At 72.8% G+C, this 17,512-nt stretch carries 15 protein-coding genes and 1 rRNA gene; 9 read left to right on the plus strand and 7 right to left on the minus strand.

Going from position 1 to position 17,512, the window contains the following annotated elements; all coding sequences use genetic code 11:
* Positions 1–9 precede the first annotated feature (9 nt).
* A 5S ribosomal RNA gene (gene rrf / locus E1285_RS25065) occupies positions 10–126 on the plus strand.
* A gap of 625 nt (positions 127–751) precedes the next feature.
* Complete coding sequence (locus E1285_RS25070; protein WP_132156163.1) at positions 752–958, plus strand: DUF397 domain-containing protein; 207 nt, start codon at positions 752–754, stop codon at positions 956–958.
* Positions 959–1,008: 50 nt separating this feature from the next.
* On the opposite strand, the gene E1285_RS25075 is transcribed toward E1285_RS25070, so the two are convergent.
* The 4 genes from E1285_RS25075 to E1285_RS25090 all read right to left on the minus strand — a co-directional run bounded on the left by E1285_RS25075 (position 1,009) and on the right by E1285_RS25090 (position 6,520).
* Positions 1,009–2,661, minus strand: a complete 1,653-nt coding sequence (locus E1285_RS25075; RefSeq protein ID WP_132156165.1) for a DNA repair helicase XPB — start codon at positions 2,659–2,661, stop codon at positions 1,009–1,011.
* 172 nt (positions 2,662–2,833) lie between these two features.
* On the minus strand, positions 2,834–3,262 hold the full coding sequence (locus E1285_RS46755; protein WP_132156167.1) for a hypothetical protein: 429 nt from the start codon (positions 3,260–3,262) through the stop codon (positions 2,834–2,836).
* Positions 3,263–3,370: 108 nt separating this feature from the next.
* On the minus strand, positions 3,371–5,749 hold the full coding sequence (locus E1285_RS25085; protein ID WP_132156169.1) for a helicase-associated domain-containing protein: 2,379 nt from the start codon (positions 5,747–5,749) through the stop codon (positions 3,371–3,373).
* Positions 5,750–5,902: 153 nt separating this feature from the next.
* Positions 5,903–6,520: a TetR/AcrR family transcriptional regulator gene (locus E1285_RS25090; protein ID WP_165966750.1), complete on the minus strand. Its 618-nt coding sequence runs from the start codon at positions 6,518–6,520 to the stop codon at positions 5,903–5,905.
* A 176-nt stretch (positions 6,521–6,696) separates the two neighbouring features.
* On the opposite strand from E1285_RS25090, the gene E1285_RS25095 reads away from it, so the two are divergent.
* Positions 6,697–7,173, plus strand: coding sequence for a GNAT family N-acetyltransferase (locus E1285_RS25095; protein WP_243723030.1), 477 nt, complete (start codon positions 6,697–6,699; stop codon positions 7,171–7,173).
* Positions 7,174–7,191: 18 nt separating this feature from the next.
* On the opposite strand, the gene E1285_RS46760 is transcribed toward E1285_RS25095, so the two are convergent.
* The gene (locus tag E1285_RS46760; RefSeq protein WP_207946804.1) at positions 7,192–7,674 is read right to left on the minus strand and encodes a hypothetical protein; all 483 of its coding nucleotides are present in this window, start codon (positions 7,672–7,674) and stop codon (positions 7,192–7,194) included.
* A 308-nt stretch (positions 7,675–7,982) separates the two neighbouring features.
* Here E1285_RS46760 and E1285_RS25105 point away from each other — a divergent pair, with 308 nt between their 5' ends.
* Both E1285_RS25105 and E1285_RS25110 read left to right on the plus strand, forming a co-directional pair.
* On the plus strand, positions 7,983–8,627 hold the full coding sequence (locus E1285_RS25105; RefSeq protein ID WP_243723031.1) for an HAD hydrolase-like protein: 645 nt from the start codon (positions 7,983–7,985) through the stop codon (positions 8,625–8,627).
* 209 nt (positions 8,628–8,836) lie between these two features.
* Positions 8,837–9,232 carry a cold-shock protein gene (locus E1285_RS25110; RefSeq protein WP_132156174.1) on the plus strand — a complete coding sequence of 132 codons (396 nt, stop codon included), beginning with the start codon at positions 8,837–8,839 and terminating at the stop codon, positions 9,230–9,232.
* A gap of 34 nt (positions 9,233–9,266) precedes the next feature.
* Here E1285_RS25110 and E1285_RS25115 read toward each other — a convergent pair whose 3' ends face one another.
* Positions 9,267–10,712 carry an MFS transporter gene (locus E1285_RS25115; RefSeq protein WP_132156176.1) on the minus strand — a complete coding sequence of 482 codons (1,446 nt, stop codon included), beginning with the start codon at positions 10,710–10,712 and terminating at the stop codon, positions 9,267–9,269.
* A gap of 237 nt (positions 10,713–10,949) precedes the next feature.
* Here E1285_RS25115 and E1285_RS25120 point away from each other — a divergent pair, with 237 nt between their 5' ends.
* Together E1285_RS25120 and E1285_RS25125 are read left to right on the plus strand one after the other, a co-directional pair.
* Entirely contained in the window at positions 10,950–11,729 is a 780-nt protein-coding gene (locus E1285_RS25120) for a DUF3027 domain-containing protein (protein WP_132156202.1), read from the plus strand.
* Positions 11,730–11,760: 31 nt separating this feature from the next.
* Entirely contained in the window at positions 11,761–14,838 is a 3,078-nt protein-coding gene (locus E1285_RS25125) for a hypothetical protein (protein WP_243723032.1), read from the plus strand.
* Here E1285_RS25125 and E1285_RS48420 read toward each other — a convergent pair.
* A complete protein-coding gene (locus tag E1285_RS48420) occupies positions 14,835–15,200 on the minus strand; it encodes a DUF2530 domain-containing protein (protein ID WP_132156180.1) in 366 nt (121 codons plus the stop codon). The two genes, E1285_RS25125 and E1285_RS48420, sit on opposite strands and share 4 nt — an antisense overlap.
* 147 nt (positions 15,201–15,347) lie before the next feature.
* Here E1285_RS48420 and E1285_RS25135 point away from each other — a divergent pair, with 147 nt between their 5' ends.
* Both E1285_RS25135 and E1285_RS25140 read left to right on the plus strand, forming a co-directional pair.
* Complete coding sequence (locus tag E1285_RS25135) at positions 15,348–15,818, plus strand: MarR family transcriptional regulator (protein ID WP_132156182.1); 471 nt, start codon at positions 15,348–15,350, stop codon at positions 15,816–15,818.
* A 444-nt stretch (positions 15,819–16,262) separates the two neighbouring features.
* A complete protein-coding gene (locus tag E1285_RS25140) occupies positions 16,263–17,498 on the plus strand; it encodes an MFS transporter (RefSeq protein WP_132156204.1) in 1,236 nt (411 codons plus the stop codon).
* Positions 17,499–17,512 lie beyond the last annotated feature (14 nt).

Below are 17,512 nucleotides of genomic sequence, written 5' to 3' on the forward strand. Positions count from 1 at the left end.
GGTTGGTCGTTCGGTGGTTTTGGCGAGGGGGAAACACCCGGTCCCATCCCGAACCCGGAAGTTAAGCCCTTCAGCGCCGATGGTACTGCACGGGAGACTGTGTGGGAGAGTAGGACACCGCCGGACTCGTATTATGGAGAGGGCCCCGCCGACACCGGCGGGGCCCTTTTCTCATTTCTGAGGGCTGGATCTCATCGCCGCCGTAGACGGCCCTGCATCGAGGTGGACTGCCTGACCCCGCCAGGCCGATGGTGGCGGTCAGGCGCTGGTCCGGCACCAGCACCGCGGGCCGGTGCGGCCACGTCCACGCGTCGAGCGAGCGGGGCGATGACCCGCGGTCCCTCGGATGCAACCGAACTTGGGCGCCGCCCTTCACCGCATGGCGGAGGCGCCCCGGATCGGGCCGAAAGGTGGCCTGCTCCGCTGCATGCATCGTGGCGAACCGTGCCCCCAGCACTTCCACAAGGTGGAGGATTGAGGGCAGGAGGCCGTAGTGCCTGGCGGTCTTGTGGCGTGCAGAGGGGGTATCGGGGCCGGATTCCTGGTCGTTCGGGTGCGGCATCGACCGTTCTAGGAGGCCGCTGGGCGGGACGGCGCGACAGTTCGCTGGAGCAATATCGTGAAGTCCGAAAGCGGCAGTATCCAGCCAAGAGACGTGCCCTGCGTCCAAGTTCCGGATGACCGAAAAAGCCGCTTTTAATTCAGGCGCTGTGGATCGGGTAAGGGTTCCCTGACCTCAGGGAGGATATGAATGGACGATCCTGCTCTCAGGCGCGTCGGCTGGCGCAAGAGTTCCCGCAGTAACGGCACGAGCAACTGCGTGGAGGTCGGCGGCCTGCAGCCCGGCGTCGGGATCCGGGACAGCAAGTCGCCGGGCGGCCCGATGCTGACCCTTACCGCCGCCGAATGGACGACGTTCGTGGACGTCGTCAAGGCCCGTGAACGAAATCTCGGCTGACCACGATCGCCGAAAAGGCCCCGCCTGCCCGGCGGGGCCTTTCTCATGGGTTAGATGTCGTCGCCGGCGAGGACGGTGTCGGCGTCGACGATGCGGTAGGCGTAGCCCTGCTCGGCCAGGAAGCGCTGGCGGTGGGCGGCGTAGTCCTGGTCGAGCGTGTCGCGGGCGACGACGGCGTAGAAGCGGGCGCCGTGGCCCGAGGCCTTGGGGCGCAGCAGGCGTCCCAGGCGCTGGGCCTCTTCCTGGCGGGACCCGAAGGCACCGGACACCTGGACGGCGACGGACGCCTCGGGAAGGTCGATGGAGAAGTTCGCGACCTTGGAGACGACCAGGACGTCCAGCTCGCCGGAGCGGAACGCGTCGAAGAGCCGTTCCCGTTCGCGGACGCGGGTCTCGCCCTTGATGACGGGGGCGTCCAGGAGGGCGCCGAGTTCGTCGAGCTGGTCGATGTACTGGCCGATGACGAGGGTCGGCTCGCCTCGGTGCCGGTCCACCAGCGCCTGGATGAGTTTGGTCTTGGTGTCGGTGGTGGCGCAGAAGCGGTAGCGCTCCTCGGGCTCGGCGGTCGCGTAGGAGAGACGTTCGGAGTCGGTGAGGGTGACGCGGACCTCGACGCAGTCGGCGGGCGCGATCCAGCCCTGGGCCTCCATGTCCTTCCACGGCGCGTCGTAGCGCTTGGGGCCGATGAGGGAGAAGACGTCCCCCTCGCGGCCGTCCTCGCGGACGAGGGTGGCGGTGAGGCCGAGGCGGCGGCGCGTCTGCAGGTCGGCGGTCATGCGGAAGATCGGCGCGGGCAGCAGGTGCACCTCGTCGTACACGACCAGGCCCCAGTCGCGGGCGTCGAAGAGTTCGAGGTGCGCGTAGGCGCCCTTCCGGCGCGTCGTCATGATCTGGTACGTGGCGATCGTGACGGGGCGGATCTCCTTCTTCGTGCCGGTGTATTCGCCGATCTCGTCCTCGGTCAGGGACGTGCGCCGGATCAGCTCCTGCTTCCACTGGTGCGCCGAGACGGTGTTGGTGACGAGGATCAGCGTGGTCGCCTCGGCGCGGGCCATGGCGGCGGCGCCGACGATGGTCTTGCCCGCGCCGCAGGGGAGGACGACGACGCCGGAGCCGCCGTGCCAGAACGCGTCGGTGGCCTCCCGCTGGTAGGAGCGCAGCTCCCAGCCGTCCTCCGCGAGGGAGATCGCGTGGGCCTCGCCGTCCACGTATCCGGCGAGGTCCTCGGCGGGCCAGCCGAGCTTGAGCAGGGCCTGCTTGAGCGCGCCGCGTTCGCTCGGGTGGACGGCGACGGCGTCCTCGCCGACCCGGTCGCCGATCATTCCCTTGATCTTCTTGGCGCGCAGCACCTCCTCCAGGACCGAGCGGTCGGAGGACGACAGCAGGAGCCCGTGCGCCGGGTCCTTGTCCAGCCGCAGCCGCCCGTACCGCGCCATCGTGTCGGCGACGTCGACCAGCAGGGCGTGCGGGACGGGATAGCGGGAGAACTTGATCAGCGTGTCGACGACCTGCTCGGCGTCGTGGCCGGCGGCGCGGGCGTTCCACAGGGCGAGCGGCGTCACCCGGTAGGTGTGGACATGCTCCGGTGCCCGTTCGAGTTCGGCGAACGGGGCGATCTCCTTGCGGCAGGCGTCGGCCAGGTCGTGGTCGACCTCCAGCAGCAGCGTCTTGTCGGACTGGACGATGAGCGGACCGTCGGTCAAAGCGAGAGCCCCCGTCGGGAATCGATGATCGGCGCCCCGTTCAGCCGAGCACCGCCCGTGCACGCTACCCGAGGCACGGGGGCACGTCGCGCATTCTCGACGGGGCCACAGGACCTGAACGCGCCCCGCCCTCGCTTTATTGCCTGCGGGCACCCGCGGGGGAGGGCGGGCGTCAGTAGGTGGTGGTGGAGCTGTAGTCCTCGCTCATGACGATCACGGCGATGTAGACGATCATGAGGATGATGCCGATGAAGACCGAGAGGCCGAACAGGACCCAGCTCCAGATCGTCAGTTTCCGCGCCGAATCGGGGTCGGTCTCGACCCGGCTCATCGCGATGGCGGAGGTGATGGCGCCGGGAATGGACAGGATGCCGCAGCACAGCACCACTCCGGCGATGTTGCAGACGAGGGCGGCGATCGTGGAGGCGTTGCTCGCGGGCCTGGTCGGCACGCCCGGGGGCCCGTAGCCGTAACCGGGTGCCCCGCCCGGGCCGTACGCGCCGCCATAGGGATCGCCGCCGTACGGATCGCCGCTCCAGCCCTGCGATCCGCCGTACGGGTCCTGCCAGCCAGGGGGCGGGCCACCTCCGTATCCGCTCACGGACAGCCTCCTCTCGCCCAAGACTGATACCCCGTTCGACTCCGCTGACCGAACCAGGGTTCCCGCTCGTCCGCAACCGGCCGCATGCCCGCGCGAGAACGCGCGGCGTCAGGAGGCGGGGTCGTCGGTGAGCTCGGAGACGCCGGTGATGCGGTGGAGGGCGAAGCGGTGCACTGCGGCACGGGTGGCATCGTAGCCGGTGAGGAATCCGCCCTCGACGCGAACGGGCTCCACGATCCGGCTGGACGCCTGTCCCTGCTGGTCGAGGTAGCCGATCCAGACGCGTCCGCCGCGTTCGACGGCGGCGCGGAGGCGGTCGATCGTGGCCATCGCGGGGGAGCGGGGCGGTTCGCCGGACGGGGCGTCCGCGCGCTGCCGTGCCTGCTCGGCGCCGTGCCGAGACGCCGCGTCGCCTGCCCGCAGGGCGCGGACGGCGGCGGACACCATGGACGCGTCGGTGCGTTCCGCTGGCCGGAGCCGGACGATTTCGGCGGTCGGCGGGGGGTCGGCGCGCTGCGCGTCCGGGCGGGTCACGATCACGCCGCCGCCGGGGGCCTCGGCGACGGGGGCGAGGCCCATCGCGCGCAGCCCGTCGAGCAGGTCGGCGCGCTGGAGCCCGGACGCCAGCACGGTCGGGGCGAGGCGGTGCAGGCGCAGCGCGTCCGAGCGCCGGTCGGCGAGGATCTCGTCGAGCGTGGTGGGCGAGTCCGTGCGCACGTAGGACGTGAGGGCGCCGACGCGCAGGTGGCCGTGCCGGCGGGCGACGTCGTCGATCAGGTAGGTGAGCGGCTGCGGGAGCGGGGTCGCCGAGTGCCGGGTCAGCAGCTCGGTGACGTCGGCGGCGGTCCGGCCGGCGTCCAGGGCGCGGCGGACCGACTCGGGCGTGAAGCGGTAGACGGTGGCGCCGCCGGTGGACTCGACGTCGGCGGCGAGGGCGAGTTCGCGGGCGAGGTCGGTGACGAGCGGGCCGGGCGCGATCGCGGTCAGGTCGGCCTGGATGACGATCTCGTCGACGGGTGCCGGGAGGTGCTTCTCCAGGGCGGGTTCGGGGTCGTCGCCGGTGAGGAGGTCGCGGGCGAAGGGGGCCAGCTCGCCGAACCCGGTGATGCCGAGGACGGCGGCTTCGCGCAGCGTCCAGCCGAGGAGCCGGTCGCGTGCCGGTCCGCCGCGGCGCGGCCGCAGCCACGCGATGCGGGCGCGGAGGGAGTCCTCGGTGACGGCGACGCCGCGGCCGGCGTCCGCGAGGACCTCAAGCGTGGCGCGGCGGGTGGCCGGCGCGCTGCTGCGCACCATCGCCTCGCTGAGCGCGTTGATGAGCCGGTCGCGGTCGTCGCGTTCCCCGGCGAGCCCGGCGGCCCGGTCGGACTTCAGCCAGCCGCGCGCGAGTTCGGTCCAGCGGCCGGCGGTGTCGCGCATGAGCCACAGGTCGTAGGCGGGGGTGGGCAGCCATTCGCCGTCGAGGTCGCCGCTGCGGGTCAGCAGCCCGGCCGCGTACGCGACCTCGACGAGCAGCGCGGCCCTCCACTCGGGGACGTCCAGGAGCGTCGCGGCGGCGCGCAGGTCGCGGACGGCGAGGCCGCCGCTGCGCAGGACGGGCGGCGGCTCCAGCCCCCAGCGCTCCAGCAGGTCCTCGGTGAGGCGGACGGCGCCCGCCGCCTCGCTCGCCGCGGCCCGGACCACGACGTCCCCGCCGCGCGGTTCGCCCTGCGCGGACGTGAGGGGCGGCGGTTCCGCCGGGACGTCCTGGAAGAGGTGCCCGCCGCGCAGGTGGAGCGCCACCTCGCGGGGAAGGGTGACCGTGCGGTCGTCCTCGGCGGCGAGGAGGCCGCGGGCGAGGAGCCGCTCGATCGGGGTGGCGGCCGTGCCGATGCGGACGGGCCGGCGCGCGTCGGCGACCCGCCCGAACGGCGGGCCCCAGGTGAGGGCGTCGAGGGCGGCCCGCGCCTCCGGGCCGGCGTCGTGGATGAGCGTGCCGGGGTCGTCCAGCAGGTCGGCGAGCCGTCGCAGGAGCCGGGACGAGTCCGCGAACCCGCGTGGCTCCTCCCCCTCCAGGTCGCTGATCAGCTCGGTGAGCCGCTCGGGGGAGTACCCGGCGAAGACCTCCTGGACGGGCGGGCCGAGTCCCGCCGGGTGCGGCAGGCCCTGCCGGACGCCGGGCGCGGTGTTCGGCGTCCCGTTCCCCCAGGCGAGCCCGTACCGGCGAAGCGTGCCGAGCGCGCCGGCGACCTGCTCGGGCGTGGCGTCGACGGCGGCGGCGAGCGCGTCCGGCCCGGCCGGCGCGGGCAGGACGAGCAGGCCCTCCAGGACGGCGAGCGTGAAGCGGTCGAGCCGGTCGAGGGCCCTGGAGATCGCGGCGGGCGCGGCGGCGCGGGCGGCGAGCGCGGTCAGGTCGGCGGGGACGGGGGCGAGCAGCTCGGGACGCGCGGAGAGCAGCGCACGAAGCTCGTCATCGCCTCGCGCGCGCAACCAGTCCGCATACGTTTCCATGCCGATCCCCAACTTTAGGTGGCGTGCGCGCCGCCTGTACCGGGCTCCTCAAGGGTAGAAGCCCGCACGGCCTGCTCGGATCCGGGGGAAGGGAGGCGGAGAGCACGCGGGACGACGCCCGGACGGGCGCGCCTGCGGGCAGTGCCGCCGGGGTCAGGTGGTGGGGCTGCGCTCCAGGTGCATCAGGCCGAGGCCGAGCCGGGCCCAGCCCTCCACGAACCGCTTCTCGACGATGCGCTGAGGCGGCTCGTACATCGACTCGTTCGCCAGCCAGTAGTTCACGACGGCGCCGCCGAGGATCGAGGCGATGGCCGGCCAGTCCTCGTCGGAGTCCTGGAACTCGGGCTGCGACGACAGCCAGGTGGAGATCCCGTCGTACAGCGGGTTGACGATGCCCTCGCGCATCTCGGCGACCAGGTGCGGGAACTGGTCGAGGTCGCGGAACAGCACCCGGATGAGGTCCTGTTCCTCGCGCATCTTCGCCAGGCCCGCATGGCACGTCATCCGGAGCCGGATCTCCAGCGGGCGCTCTTCGTAGGCGGTCGACTCGTCCAGGACGTCGCTGATCTGCTTGCGGGTCCGTTCGATGTGCTCGCGGATGGCGGAGGCGAGCACCTCCTCCTTGGACCGGAAGTGCCGGTAGAGGCCGCCCGCGCCCGGTGACAGGCCGGCGGCCGCCTCGATTTCGGCGACCGAGGTCGCCGCGTAACCGCGGTCGGCGAACAGCCGGAGCGATTCGGCCACGATCCGATCGCGTGTAGATGTCGTCATGGTGATGGGTTCCTCCGCAAGAACAGTAAGGCATCTTCAACCCGCGGAGCTCCGGTCCGACGCGACGGCGCGCCCGAATTCGTGATCCGTCTCGCACCGGGTCGGGGGCCACTAGAGTTTCAGTCCTCCGCGCCCCGTCGCCGGAAGGGGCCGTCTCGGAGAGGTCGACGATGTTCATGTCTCCGCGGAAGGCGGCCGACGGGGCCTTCCTGCCCGAGGACTTCGTGGTGCCGACGCTGGTGGCCGGTGCCCGGTTCCAGATCCGCCCGATCACCGTCCACGACGTGGTCAAGGACTACGGCGCCGTGATCGGCAGCCTGGACAGGCTCGCCGGGAGGTTCGGGCCCGAGTGGGGATGGCCCGACCACGAGTTCACCTTCGAGCAGGCCCTGATCGACGTCGCCTGGCTGCAGAAGGAGGGGCAGCTGCGGCGCTCGTTCAGCTACGTCGTGATCACGCCGGACGGGGAGCGCCAGCTCGGCCGCATCCACGTCGCCCCGTCCGACGGGCCCGGCGCGGACGCGGTCGTGGTGTTCTGGGTCCGCGCCGACGAGGAGAACTCCGCCCTGGAGAAGGAGCTGGAGGAGTTCGTCCGCGAATGGGTCAAGACCGCCTGGCCCTTCGAAGCGGTCCGTTTCCCCGGCAGAGATTGATTCCCCGGCAGAGACTGGTCAGATGCGGCGGATCAGGCCGGTCAGGATGCGGCCGATCACCAGGTAGACGAGGGCGGCCAGGCCGTAGTTGACGGCGACCGCGACCTTGTGGTCGTCGGGCTGGAAGACGTCCCTGAACTGCCAGGACAGGTCGGTGGCCCGGTCGCCGAACCAGCGGACGAGGTCGTTGCCCGTGTTGGCCTCGAACGCGACGAACACGATGTGCACGGCCAGGATCAGCACGATGACCGTGGTGATGGCGGAGACCACGGTGGCGAGCGTCCCGGCCGCGCGGCGGCGGACCGCGCCCGCGCCGGCGGCGAACGAGCGCCGGGTCTTCGGGGCGCGGTGGTCGCCGCCGGGTTCGGTGCCGGTCGTGGCGTGCTCGCTCGTGGTGTGCTCGGTCGTGGCGTGCTCGCTCGTCGTCGCGGGTCCGCTCGTCGTGGGCGCGCTCGTCGCGCCGGGGTCCTGATCGAGCGGCCGGTCGGGGTTCTCTGCCATTACGGCCTCCTTCACCGGGGAGGGACTTCGCCGGGGGCGGACGGTCCGAGTCCGGGGCCAGTACGTCTTTTGCTTCGGGTGGCTCGTTCGAGCCCTGCGTTTTCCCTGGTCAGATGGTTTGTGGTCGAGGGCGCGGGTATACCGCCAACACGGGCGGCCGTTCCCGGAGGACCGGGCCACCAGTCCCGGTCACAACAGAACGGTTCCCGCGCGAAAGTTCCCGCGCTCTCCTACTCGGATCCCGTCGCATCGCCACTACCAGGAGAGCGCGGGTCTTCGCGTGTGTCCAGACCCTTACCCTGTGGGACGTGTTCGACCTAGATCCCCGGGAATCTCCTGGCTCCGCTCTCGCCGTCGGTTTCGACCTCGACCTGACCCTCGCCGACACCCGGGCCGGGATCGCGGCCGTGTACGCCGCCCTCGCGGCGGAGACCGGCGTCCCGATCGACACCGACCAGGTCGTGCGGCGCATCGGGCCTCCCCTGGAGGACGAGCTCGCCAACTGGTTCCCGGTGGACGAGGTTCCCGTGATGGCGGCGCGCTACCGGGCGATCTACGCCGACATCGCGATCCCGGCGACCGTCCTCATGCCCGGAGCCGTCGCCGCTCTGGGCGCGGTCCGGGCCGGGGGGAGGCGGGCGGTCATCGTGTCGGGCAAGAACCAGGCCGACACCGAGCGCACCGTCCGCTACCTCGGGCTCGAGGTGGACGCCGTGGTGGGCGGCCTGTTCGGCGCGGGCAAGGGCGCCGCCCTGCGCGAGCACGGCGCGGGCGCCTACATCGGGGACCACACGGGCGACGTGGACGCCGCGCGGGCCGCGTCGGCGGTGGCGGTGGCGGTCGCGACCGGCCCGTTCGACACGGCGGCCCTCGCCGCCTACGGCGCGGACGTCGTCCTGCCCGACCTGACGGCCTTCCCCGACTGGATGACGGGCTTCGTGGCCACCGCGTGACGGGTCCTCCCCGGCCGCTTCGGCACGCCCCGCACTCCGCGTGACGGCGCCCAGTTCGAGGCGATATCGGGATGCCTTTTGCCGGACGTCCGGGATAGCGTTGCCGGACGGCCCGAAGGCGCCGCATAAGGCCCCCTGTGTGTACACCGCCGCATGGCGAGGGACTAATCTTGGGGTCGATTCAAGACGATTACCGAACGAGGTCTCCGGTGCCGACTGGCAAGGTCAAGTGGTACGACTCCGACAAGGGGTTCGGCTTCCTCACCCGCGACGACGGCGGTGAGGTCTTCGTGCATTCCTCGGCGCTGCCGAGCGGGGTCACCGGGCTCAAACCGGGCCAGCGCATCGAGTTCGGCGTGGTCGAGGGGCGCAGGGGCCAGCAGGCGCTCCAGGTCCGGGTGCTGGACACCCTGCCGTCGGTCGAGAAGACCATCGCCAAGCAGCGGCGCAAGAAGCCGGACGAGATGGTCGTCATCACCGAGGACCTCATCAAGCTGCTGGATGTGATCTCCAACACCTACCGGCGCGGCAAGCACCCGTCCCCGGCGGAGGCCAAGAAGATCGCGACCGTGCTGCGGGCCGTCGCCGACGACCTGGCCTCCTGACACCCGGTCGCCCGAGGCCGCCGCCCTTCGGCGCTCAGCCGTGCATCTCGGGGTGCGCGTCCTTGATCGTGTTCGCGTGGCGGGGACGGCGTGCCCGGCGGTGCGTGCCGGTCCGGCGTGCCAGCAGCACCGCGAGCGACACCGCGAGGGCCGCCGCGACGATCGCGAGCGCGACCCGTCCGTCCGCGACGATCGACATGCCGAGGCCGAGCAGCCCGCCGAGGACCCAGAAGAGCTGGTGCAGGGTCTCGGAGAAGGCGAACGTGGACGAGCGCATCTCCTCGCCGATCTCGCGCTGCACCACCGCGTCCATGGACAGCTTCCCGAGGACCTGCCCGAGCCCCGCCGCGGTCGCCACCGCCAGCGCCGCCCACAGCCCGAAGAACGCCGCTCCGGCGGCGGTGACGGCGGTGACGGACGCCAGCGTCGCCGAGCCGATCAGGCGGGGCGCCCGCGCCTTCATCCAGGCGCCGAGCGCGGTGCCGATGAGCCCGCCGGCCCCGGCGCACGCCGCGAGCAGGCCGAGGGCGACATGGTGGGACACGGGGTCGAACCGCTCCTGGCGGAGCAGGAACGCCAGATAGATGATCAGGAAGCCGGAGAACGCCCGCAGCACCGCGTTCGCCTGCATCGCCTCCGCCACTACCGGGCCGACGCGCGGCATCGTCCGCCAGGGCCTGGCCGGCTTCGCGGCCGGCTCAGGGGGCGGCTCTGCGGACGGCTCCCGCCCGGTCTCGGATCCGTCCTCCGGTGAGGGCTTCGTGTCCGGGACGTCCACCTGCGCCGGCAGCCGCATGGTGAACACGACGCCAAGCAGGAACACGACCGTGCCGATGCGCAGCACCCAGCCGGGCCCGATGAGGACGGCGAGGCCCGCGGCGATCGGCGCGGTGATCGACGCGGCGATCAGCCCCGCGAACGCGTTGCGCGCGTTGGCCGTCACCAGCGAGATCTCGCCGGGCAGGACGCGGGGCGTCACCGCCGCCCGCAGCACGCCGAACGCCTTGGACAGCACGAGCACGCCGAACGCCGCGGGCAGGAACGTGACCGTGTCGCCGTGCGGGAGCGCGCTCGCCATCCCCCAGCACAGCAACGCGCGCATTACGAACGTGCTGGCGATCGCGTACCGGCGGACGTGCCGTGCCCGGTCGAGCGCCGGGCCGATCAGCGGTGCGACGAGCGCGAACGGCGCCATCGTGACGACGAGGTAGAGGGCGACCTGGCCGCGCGCCTGGTTGACGTCCAGGCCGAAGAACAGCGTCCCGGCGAGGGCGACCGTGACCATCGCGTCGCCCGCGGAGTTGAACGCCGACGACTCGATCAGGCTGCCGAGCCCGCTGCGTCCCGCGCCCTGGGCGTGGGTGACCCGGCGGGTCAGCCGGCCCGTTCCCGACACGGCCGAACGCGCGCCGCGCAGCGCCCGCGCCGTCCTTGCGGCGCCGGCGCGGACGGCTCGGCCGAACCGTGTCCGGTCACCCATGCGCGCTGATCTCCCCTGCGGCCGCCCGGACTGTCGGCCGGGCACGGCCCTCGCGGCGACTCCGACTGAGGGTACGTTCCCCGCCCGGAGGCGGGCTCACTCCGCGGCCGGGACCGGGCGGGTGTCCGGTCACGTCGTTCCATAAGCGAGAATTGACTTGTGAGCCCATCGCGTCAGTCCAGTCCCGCGCGTTCCGCCGCCGCGGGCGCCACCACCGGGCCCGCCCGCCGGACCCGCATGCCCGCCGTCGACACCGCCTGCGCCGAGGCCGTCGACCTGGCCCGCGAGGCCGCGGAGAGCACCGCGTGGCCCCAGCCGGTCGGCGAGCATCTCGGCCACCGCGCCGAAGGCGACCGCGTGGTCACGCACTACTTCGGCTGCCTCGATCCCGCCTACTCGGGCTGGCGATGGGCGGTCACCGTGGCGCGGGCCGCCCGCGCCAAGAACGTCACGGTCAGCGAATGCGTCCTGCTGCCCGGGGACGAGGCCATGCTCGCGCCGCCGTGGGTGCCGTGGCTGGAGCGGCTGCGTCCCGGTGACCTCGGCCCCGGCGACCTGCTGCCGACCGCGCCCGACGACGTCCGGCTCGCGCCGGGCTTCACGCAGACCAGTGAGTACGCCGACCGGCAGGCGGAGTGGGAGCCCGGTCTCGGCCGCGTCCGGGTGCTGTCCCAGGAGGGGCGCGACGAGGCCGCCGAGCGCTGGTACGACGGGGTGGGGGGCCCGCGCGCCCCGATCGCCGCGTCCGCGCCCGCGCAATGCTCGACGTGCGGGTTCTACGTCCCGCTCGCCGGGGAGCTGCGGCAGGTCTTCGGCGTGTGCGCGAACGAGTACGCCTCCGACGACGGACGTGTCGTGTCCGCCGACCACGGCTGCGGCGCGCACTCCGAGGCGCTCCCGCTTCCGGCGGTGTCCGAGCACAACCCGCCCGTCATCGACGAGCTGGGCTACGAGGTCGTCCCCGCGGGCGGCGACGAGGACGCGGCCCTGGACGACGAGGCCCTCGGCCACAGCTGACCGGATGGACCGGCCCTTGGAGGACGGTGCTGTGGAAGACGCGGATCCCTTCGGGACGCGGGCGCTTCGCGAGCGGGTGCTGCGGGCGTGGAGCGAGTCGCCGGCCCGGTTCCGTGAGGACGCCAACACCGAGGAGGACTTCGCGCTCGGCGGCTACCGCGACCGCGTCGTGACCGAGCTGGCGCAGAACGCCGCCGACGCCGCGCTCCAGGCCGCCGTCCCCGGGCGTCTCCGCCTGACCCTCCGCACGGAGGATCGGCTGGACGCCCCCGAGCCCGCGGCGACCCTGGTCGCGGCGAACTCCGGTGCGCCGTTGGACGCCGCGGGCGTGGAGGCGCTCTCCACGCTGCGGGCGTCGTCCAAGCGGGGGGACGCGGGCGCGGCGGGGCGGTTCGGTGTCGGGTTCGCCGCCGTCGTGGCCGTCAGCGATCAGCCCGCCATCGCGTCCGGTACGGCGGGCGTGGCGTGGTCGCGGGAGCGGGCCAGGGGGCTGGTGGAGGACGTCCCTGTGCTCGCCGGGGAACTGACGCGGCGCGGTGGGCACGTTCCGCTGCTGCGGTTGCCGTTGGCGTTGGGCCGAGCGGATCTGCCCGAGATCCCGGCGGGGTTCGACACGGTCGTGCGGCTGCCGTTGCGGGAGGACGCGGTCGAGTCCGTCCGGCGGCAGCTCGGGCAGGTGGGCGCGGCGCTGATGCTCGCCTTGCCCGCGCTTGAGAGCGTTGAGATCGATGTTGACGGCGACGTCCGCGTGCTGACGGCTGAGCACCGCGCGCCGGACGAGGTGGTCATCAACGGGGACTTGTGGCGGACGGCCGAGGCGCATGGGGAGATCCCGGCGGCGCTTCTGGAAGACCGTCCCGTGGAGGAACGGGCACGACCGTACTGGCAGGTTCGGTGGGCCTTCCCTGAGGACGGTCTGCCCGAGGGCATGCCGCGTGTGGTGCACGCGCCCACACCCAGTGACGAGCCGCTGGATCTGCGCGCGTTGCTCATCGCGTCGTTCCCGCTCGCACCGGACCGGCGGCACGTCGCGCCTGGGGCGCTGACCGACTTCCTTGTGGATCAGGCCGCCGAGACCTACATCCGGCTGCTGGGCGGGCTTCCGGTGTCACCACGGGTGCTCGGGCTCGTGCCGGGGCCGGTGGGGGCGGGGGAACTGGACGCCAAGGTCCGGCGAGGCATTCGCGAGCGCCTTCCCGAGGCGCCGCTGCTGCCCCACCGGATGCGGGGACGTGACGCGGTCGCGGTGGACGCCCCGGCCGCGTTCGTCGAGGTGCTCGGCGGCACGGAGACCCCCCACGACGCGGAGCCCCCCCACGACGCGGAGACGCCCCACGACGCGGAGACCCCCCACGACGCGGGGGAGCCCGGCGGTGGGGACGCGGTGGTCGTCGGGCTGCTCCCGCCGGAGTGGCCCGCCCGGAGTCCGGCGCTGGCGGCGCTCGGGGTGCGGCGGGTCGAGCTGGCCGACGTGATCGATGAGCTGGCCGCTGTGGACCGGGAACCGGCGTGGTGGCACCAGGTGTACGGGACGCTCGGTGAGGCCGCCACAGACGCCCTGGGGGCTCTGCCGGTGCCGCTGGCCGGTGACGCCGGGCGGATCGTGCGAGGTCCGCGGGGGCTGCTGATCGCCGACGGCGCCGATCCCGGGGGACTGGACGCGCTGGGACTGCGGTTCGTCCACCCCGACGCGGTGCATCCCCTGCTGACCCGGCTTGGTGCGGTCGAGGCGGGGCCGCGGGCCGTCCTCGCCGATGCGGCCGTGAAGGCGTCCGTTGAGGAGTCCTTTGAGGCCGATGACCCCGATGCGATCGCGGAGGCCGTCCTGGGGCTGGTCGCGGCCGCCCGCATCGATCCCGGTGAGGAGCCCTGGCTGGCCGAGCTGGCCCTGCCGGGCGACGACGGCGAGCTTTACCCGGCGGGCGAACTGCTCCTGCCCGAAAGCCCCCTGCGCGACCTCATGGCCGATGACGCGCCGTTCGGGGTGGTCGGCGGTGATCTCCTGGAGCGGTGGGGAGCGGAGACACTCGCGGCCACCGGAGTCCTGGACGGCTTCGCGCTGGCACGGGCCGAGGACGTCAACCTCACAGGGCTCGCCGACGAGGCGGAGACCCTCGAACTCGATGACGAGGACCTGTGGGCCGACGAGGTCCTGCGCCGGATCGGCCCGCAGGATCTTCCGCCCCTCGTGCCGGAGTTCCTCGCCGTCCGAGATCTAGAATTGGTCGACGACTGGCCGGGGGCATTGCGCGTCCTCGCCGGATCGCCGTGGCGCGCCGCGATCGTCGATCCCGCCCATGTGACCTTGCACAACGGCCGCCGCGTCGCAGTCCCGTCCTACACGGCGTGGTGGCTGAGCCGTCACCCGGTCTTGGACGGCCGTAGGCCCGGCGAGTTCCGGCTCGGCGGGGACGAGTCCCTGACCGGGCTCTACGACGTCGCGCCAGAAGGCCTGGACGATCGCCTTTTGCTCGCCTTGGGCGTCCGTACATCGCTGGAAGATCTGCTCGACGAGCCCGGCGGCGCCCAAGAGCTGCTCGATCGCCTCGGTGACCCGGGACGGTCTGTCACCCGTGCCCATCTGGGTGGGCTCTGGACGGCCCTGGCCGACACTCCCGAGGCCGTTGTCGAACCACCCGACCACGTGCGGGCGGTTGTGGACGGCCAGGTCGAGGTCGTGGACGCCGCCGACGCCCTCGTCCTGGACGGCCCGGATGTCCTGCCGCTCCTCCAAGGGCAGCCGCTCGTCATCGCCGCGCAAGGACGGGACGGACGCCTCGCAGAACTCCTCGACCTGCCCTTGGCCGGAGACGAGATCCCCGGCGTCGTCCAGTCGGAGGGCGAGAAACGTCCCGTACCGGAGGCCGCCGGCGCGGTCCTGCCGGATGCGCCCGCCCACTACCTCGCGCACGAGCGCCTCGTCGTGGACGGCCAGGACGTGCCGTGGTGGACGAGAGACGGCGAGATCCACGCGAGCGGGGCGGGAGGGCTCGCGCGGGCACTCGCGTGGTCCACGGGGAACTGGGCCGATCGGCTCGTGGTGGAGGCCGTCCTGCGCGACCCGGAGACCCTGCCGGTCCTGCTGGCCGAAGCCGACCTCGATCCTTAGTCGGCCCTCTTGCCCTCCGGTTCCGGACCCGACTCCGCAGGCTCGGTGGCCTGCGCGTCGTCCGCGTCGTCCGCGTCGTCCGAGCCGTCCGGTGAGCCTTCGTGGAGGGCCGCTTCGCGTTCCGCGGCGCGGGCGGCCTCTGCGCGGGCGCGTCCCGCCTGGAGCCGCGGGACGTACCAGACGGCGAACAGGCCGATCACGACGCCAGCGACGCAGACCCAGAGCCACCAGCGGTCCTCGGACGGCAGCCCGGCGATGAGCAGGACGACGAGCGCCACAGCCCAGGCGGCCGTGCCCGCCGCCGCGATACGCACGTCGTTGGTCTGCATCGGCGGCGGGTCGGGGCGGTGCGGTCGGGTCATGTGGTCAGGCTACGTTGCGTGGGTGCGGCGTTCCTTCGGTAGGTTCGGCACCCACCCGAACGGCCACGGGCCGCCGCGACCCGGCCGGGGTGCGGACACGTCCGCGGCGCGGCGTGGCAGCATGGGCAGCACGGGAGACCAACGACTATGACAACGCCACCGACCCGGGGACGCGCGCCGTCCGCGCCGGGCCTCGCCGAAGAGCTGCGCATCTCGATCGCGCGGCTGTCGCGCAGGCTGCGCACGCTGCGCCCGCCGGCGGCCGGCGACGGCACCCGGAGTCCGCTGTCGCTCACCCAGTTCGCCGCGCTCGCCGCGATCGAGCGGCACGGGTCGATGACGCCGCGCGAGCTCGCCGACCACGAGAAGGTGCAGCCGCCCTCGATGACCCGGGTCATCGCCCACCTGGAGGAGCGGGGCCTCGTCGCGCGCCGGCCCCATCCGACGGACGGACGCCAGGTCGAGCTGAACGCGACCGACGAGGGCACCGCCCTGCTGGCCGACGAGCGGCGCCGCAAGGAGGCGTGGCTGGCCAGGAGGCTCGGCGAGCTGACCGACGGTGAGCGGGAGATCCTCCACCAGGCCGCTCCGATCATCGACAAGCTCAGCCGTTCCTGACCCGCCGCCCGCCCGGGCCGGTGATCGCGGCGCGGGAGACGGGCGCGGGAGACGAAGGCCACGTTTGCCGGAATGACGGCTGGGCAATTATCGTTAGCAGAGTTAATGACCTCCGCTAACGATGGACCCGAAGAGCCCGAGGATCCCGCGACGCGCGGCCCCCACGGGCGGCCGCGCGTGCGCAAGGCCCGTACCCCCGTCCTCTCCGTCGGCGCCACCGCGCCGGAGAACCGCGGACTCGTCCGGACCACGGACCCCGTCAAGCCCGAACCCGCCCGAGACGTGCCGAACGAAGCGACCGAGCCGGGCGAACGGGTCACACTGACCAAGCAGACCCAAGCGGGAGAGCCGACCGAACCGACCGAGCCGGGGGACCCGGACGGCCCGGACCGTCCGGGGGAGCCGGGCGGAGAAGGCGAGGCCGAGGAGCCGCGGAGCGGCGGGATGTTCCGGTCGCTGCGCAATCGCAACTACCGGTTGTTCGCGGCGGGACAGGTCGTCTCCAACACCGGCACGTGGATGCAGCGGATCGCGCAGGACTGGCTCGTCCTCGAACTCGCGCACGGCAGCGGCACCGCGCTCGGCATCACCACCGGCCTCCAGTTCCTGCCGATGCTCCTGTTCGGGCTGTGGGGCGGCGTCATCGCCGACCGCTATCCCAAGCGCCGCGTCCTGGCGATGACGCAGGTGGCGATGGGCCTGCTCGCCCTCGTCCTCGGCGTGCTCGCGGTGACCGGCATGGCGCAGGTGTGGCACGTGTACATGCTGGCGTTCGGGCTCGGCCTCGCGACCGTCGTCGACAACCCGACCCGCCAGTCGTTCGTGGTCGAGATGGTCGGCAGGCGCGACCTGCCGAACGCGATCGCGCTGAACAGCGCCACCTTCAACGGCGCCCGCCTGCTCGGCCCCGCCGTCGCGGGCGTGCTGATCGCGGCGATCGGCACCGGACCGGTGTTCCTGGTGAACGCCGCGTCGTTCGCCGCCGTCCTGTTCGGCCTGTACGCGATGCGGACGGGCGAGCTGTACCCGGCGGCCCCGGTCAAGCGCGCCAAGGGCCAGCTCCGCGAGGGCCTGCGTTACGTGCGCGGACGCCGCGACCTGCTGCTCGTCATGATCCTCATCGGGTTCATCGGCATGTTCGGGATGAACTTCTCCACGACGGTCGCTCTGATCGCCAAGGAGGTCTTCAAGACCGACGCGTCGGCGTTCGGCCTCGCGTCCAGCATGCTCGCGCTCGGCGCGTTCAGCGGCGCCCTGCTGGCCGCGCGGCGGGTCGCCAGGCCGCGGCTGCGGCTGCTGGTGGCGATGGGCGTGCTGTTCGGCGTGCTGGAGGTCGCCGCCGGGCTGATGCCGACGTACTGGTCGTTCCTGGTGCTGCTGGTCCCGACCGGGATGGCGATGATGACGCTGACGACGGCGGCCAACTCCACCGTCCAGCTCGGCGTCGCGCCGGAGATGCGCGGGCGGGTGATGGGCCTCTACATGCTGGTGTTCCTCGGGACGAACCCGATCGGCGCGCCCACGGTCGGCTGGCTGGCCGAGCAGTTCGGCGCCCGGACGGCCATCGTCCTCGGCGGCCTGATCTCCGCCCTCGCGGCGCTCGCCGTCGGCGTCCTGGCCGCGCGCGGATCGATCCGCCCCGCGCTCGCCCAGATCCGCCGACGCACCGCCCGAAGGTGACGAAAGCCCACAAG

The organism is Actinomadura sp. 7K507 (genome assembly GCF_004348425.1).
GTDB lineage: Bacteria > Actinomycetota > Actinomycetes > Streptosporangiales > Streptosporangiaceae > Spirillospora.

Coding starts and splice junctions, on each gene's coding strand:
- E1285_RS25070 (WP_132156163.1), top strand. CDS start 752: ATGGACGATCCTGCTCTCAGGCGCGTCGGCTGGCGCAAGAGTTCCCGC.
- E1285_RS25085 (WP_132156169.1), bottom strand. CDS start 5,749: ATGGAAACGTATGCGGACTGGTTGCGCGCGCGAGGCGATGACGAGCTT.
- E1285_RS25090 (WP_165966750.1), bottom strand. CDS start 6,520: ATGACGACATCTACACGCGATCGGATCGTGGCCGAATCGCTCCGGCTG.
- E1285_RS25095 (WP_243723030.1), top strand. CDS start 6,697: ATGTCTCCGCGGAAGGCGGCCGACGGGGCCTTCCTGCCCGAGGACTTC.
- E1285_RS46760 (WP_207946804.1), bottom strand. CDS start 7,674: ATGGCAGAGAACCCCGACCGGCCGCTCGATCAGGACCCCGGCGCGACG.
- E1285_RS25115 (WP_132156176.1), bottom strand. CDS start 10,712: ATGGGTGACCGGACACGGTTCGGCCGAGCCGTCCGCGCCGGCGCCGCA.
- E1285_RS25120 (WP_132156202.1), top strand. CDS start 10,950: ATGCCCGCCGTCGACACCGCCTGCGCCGAGGCCGTCGACCTGGCCCGC.
- E1285_RS48420 (WP_132156180.1), bottom strand. CDS start 15,200: ATGACCCGACCGCACCGCCCCGACCCGCCGCCGATGCAGACCAACGAC.
- E1285_RS25135 (WP_132156182.1), top strand. CDS start 15,348: ATGACAACGCCACCGACCCGGGGACGCGCGCCGTCCGCGCCGGGCCTC.
- E1285_RS25140 (WP_132156204.1), top strand. CDS start 16,263: ATGTTCCGGTCGCTGCGCAATCGCAACTACCGGTTGTTCGCGGCGGGA.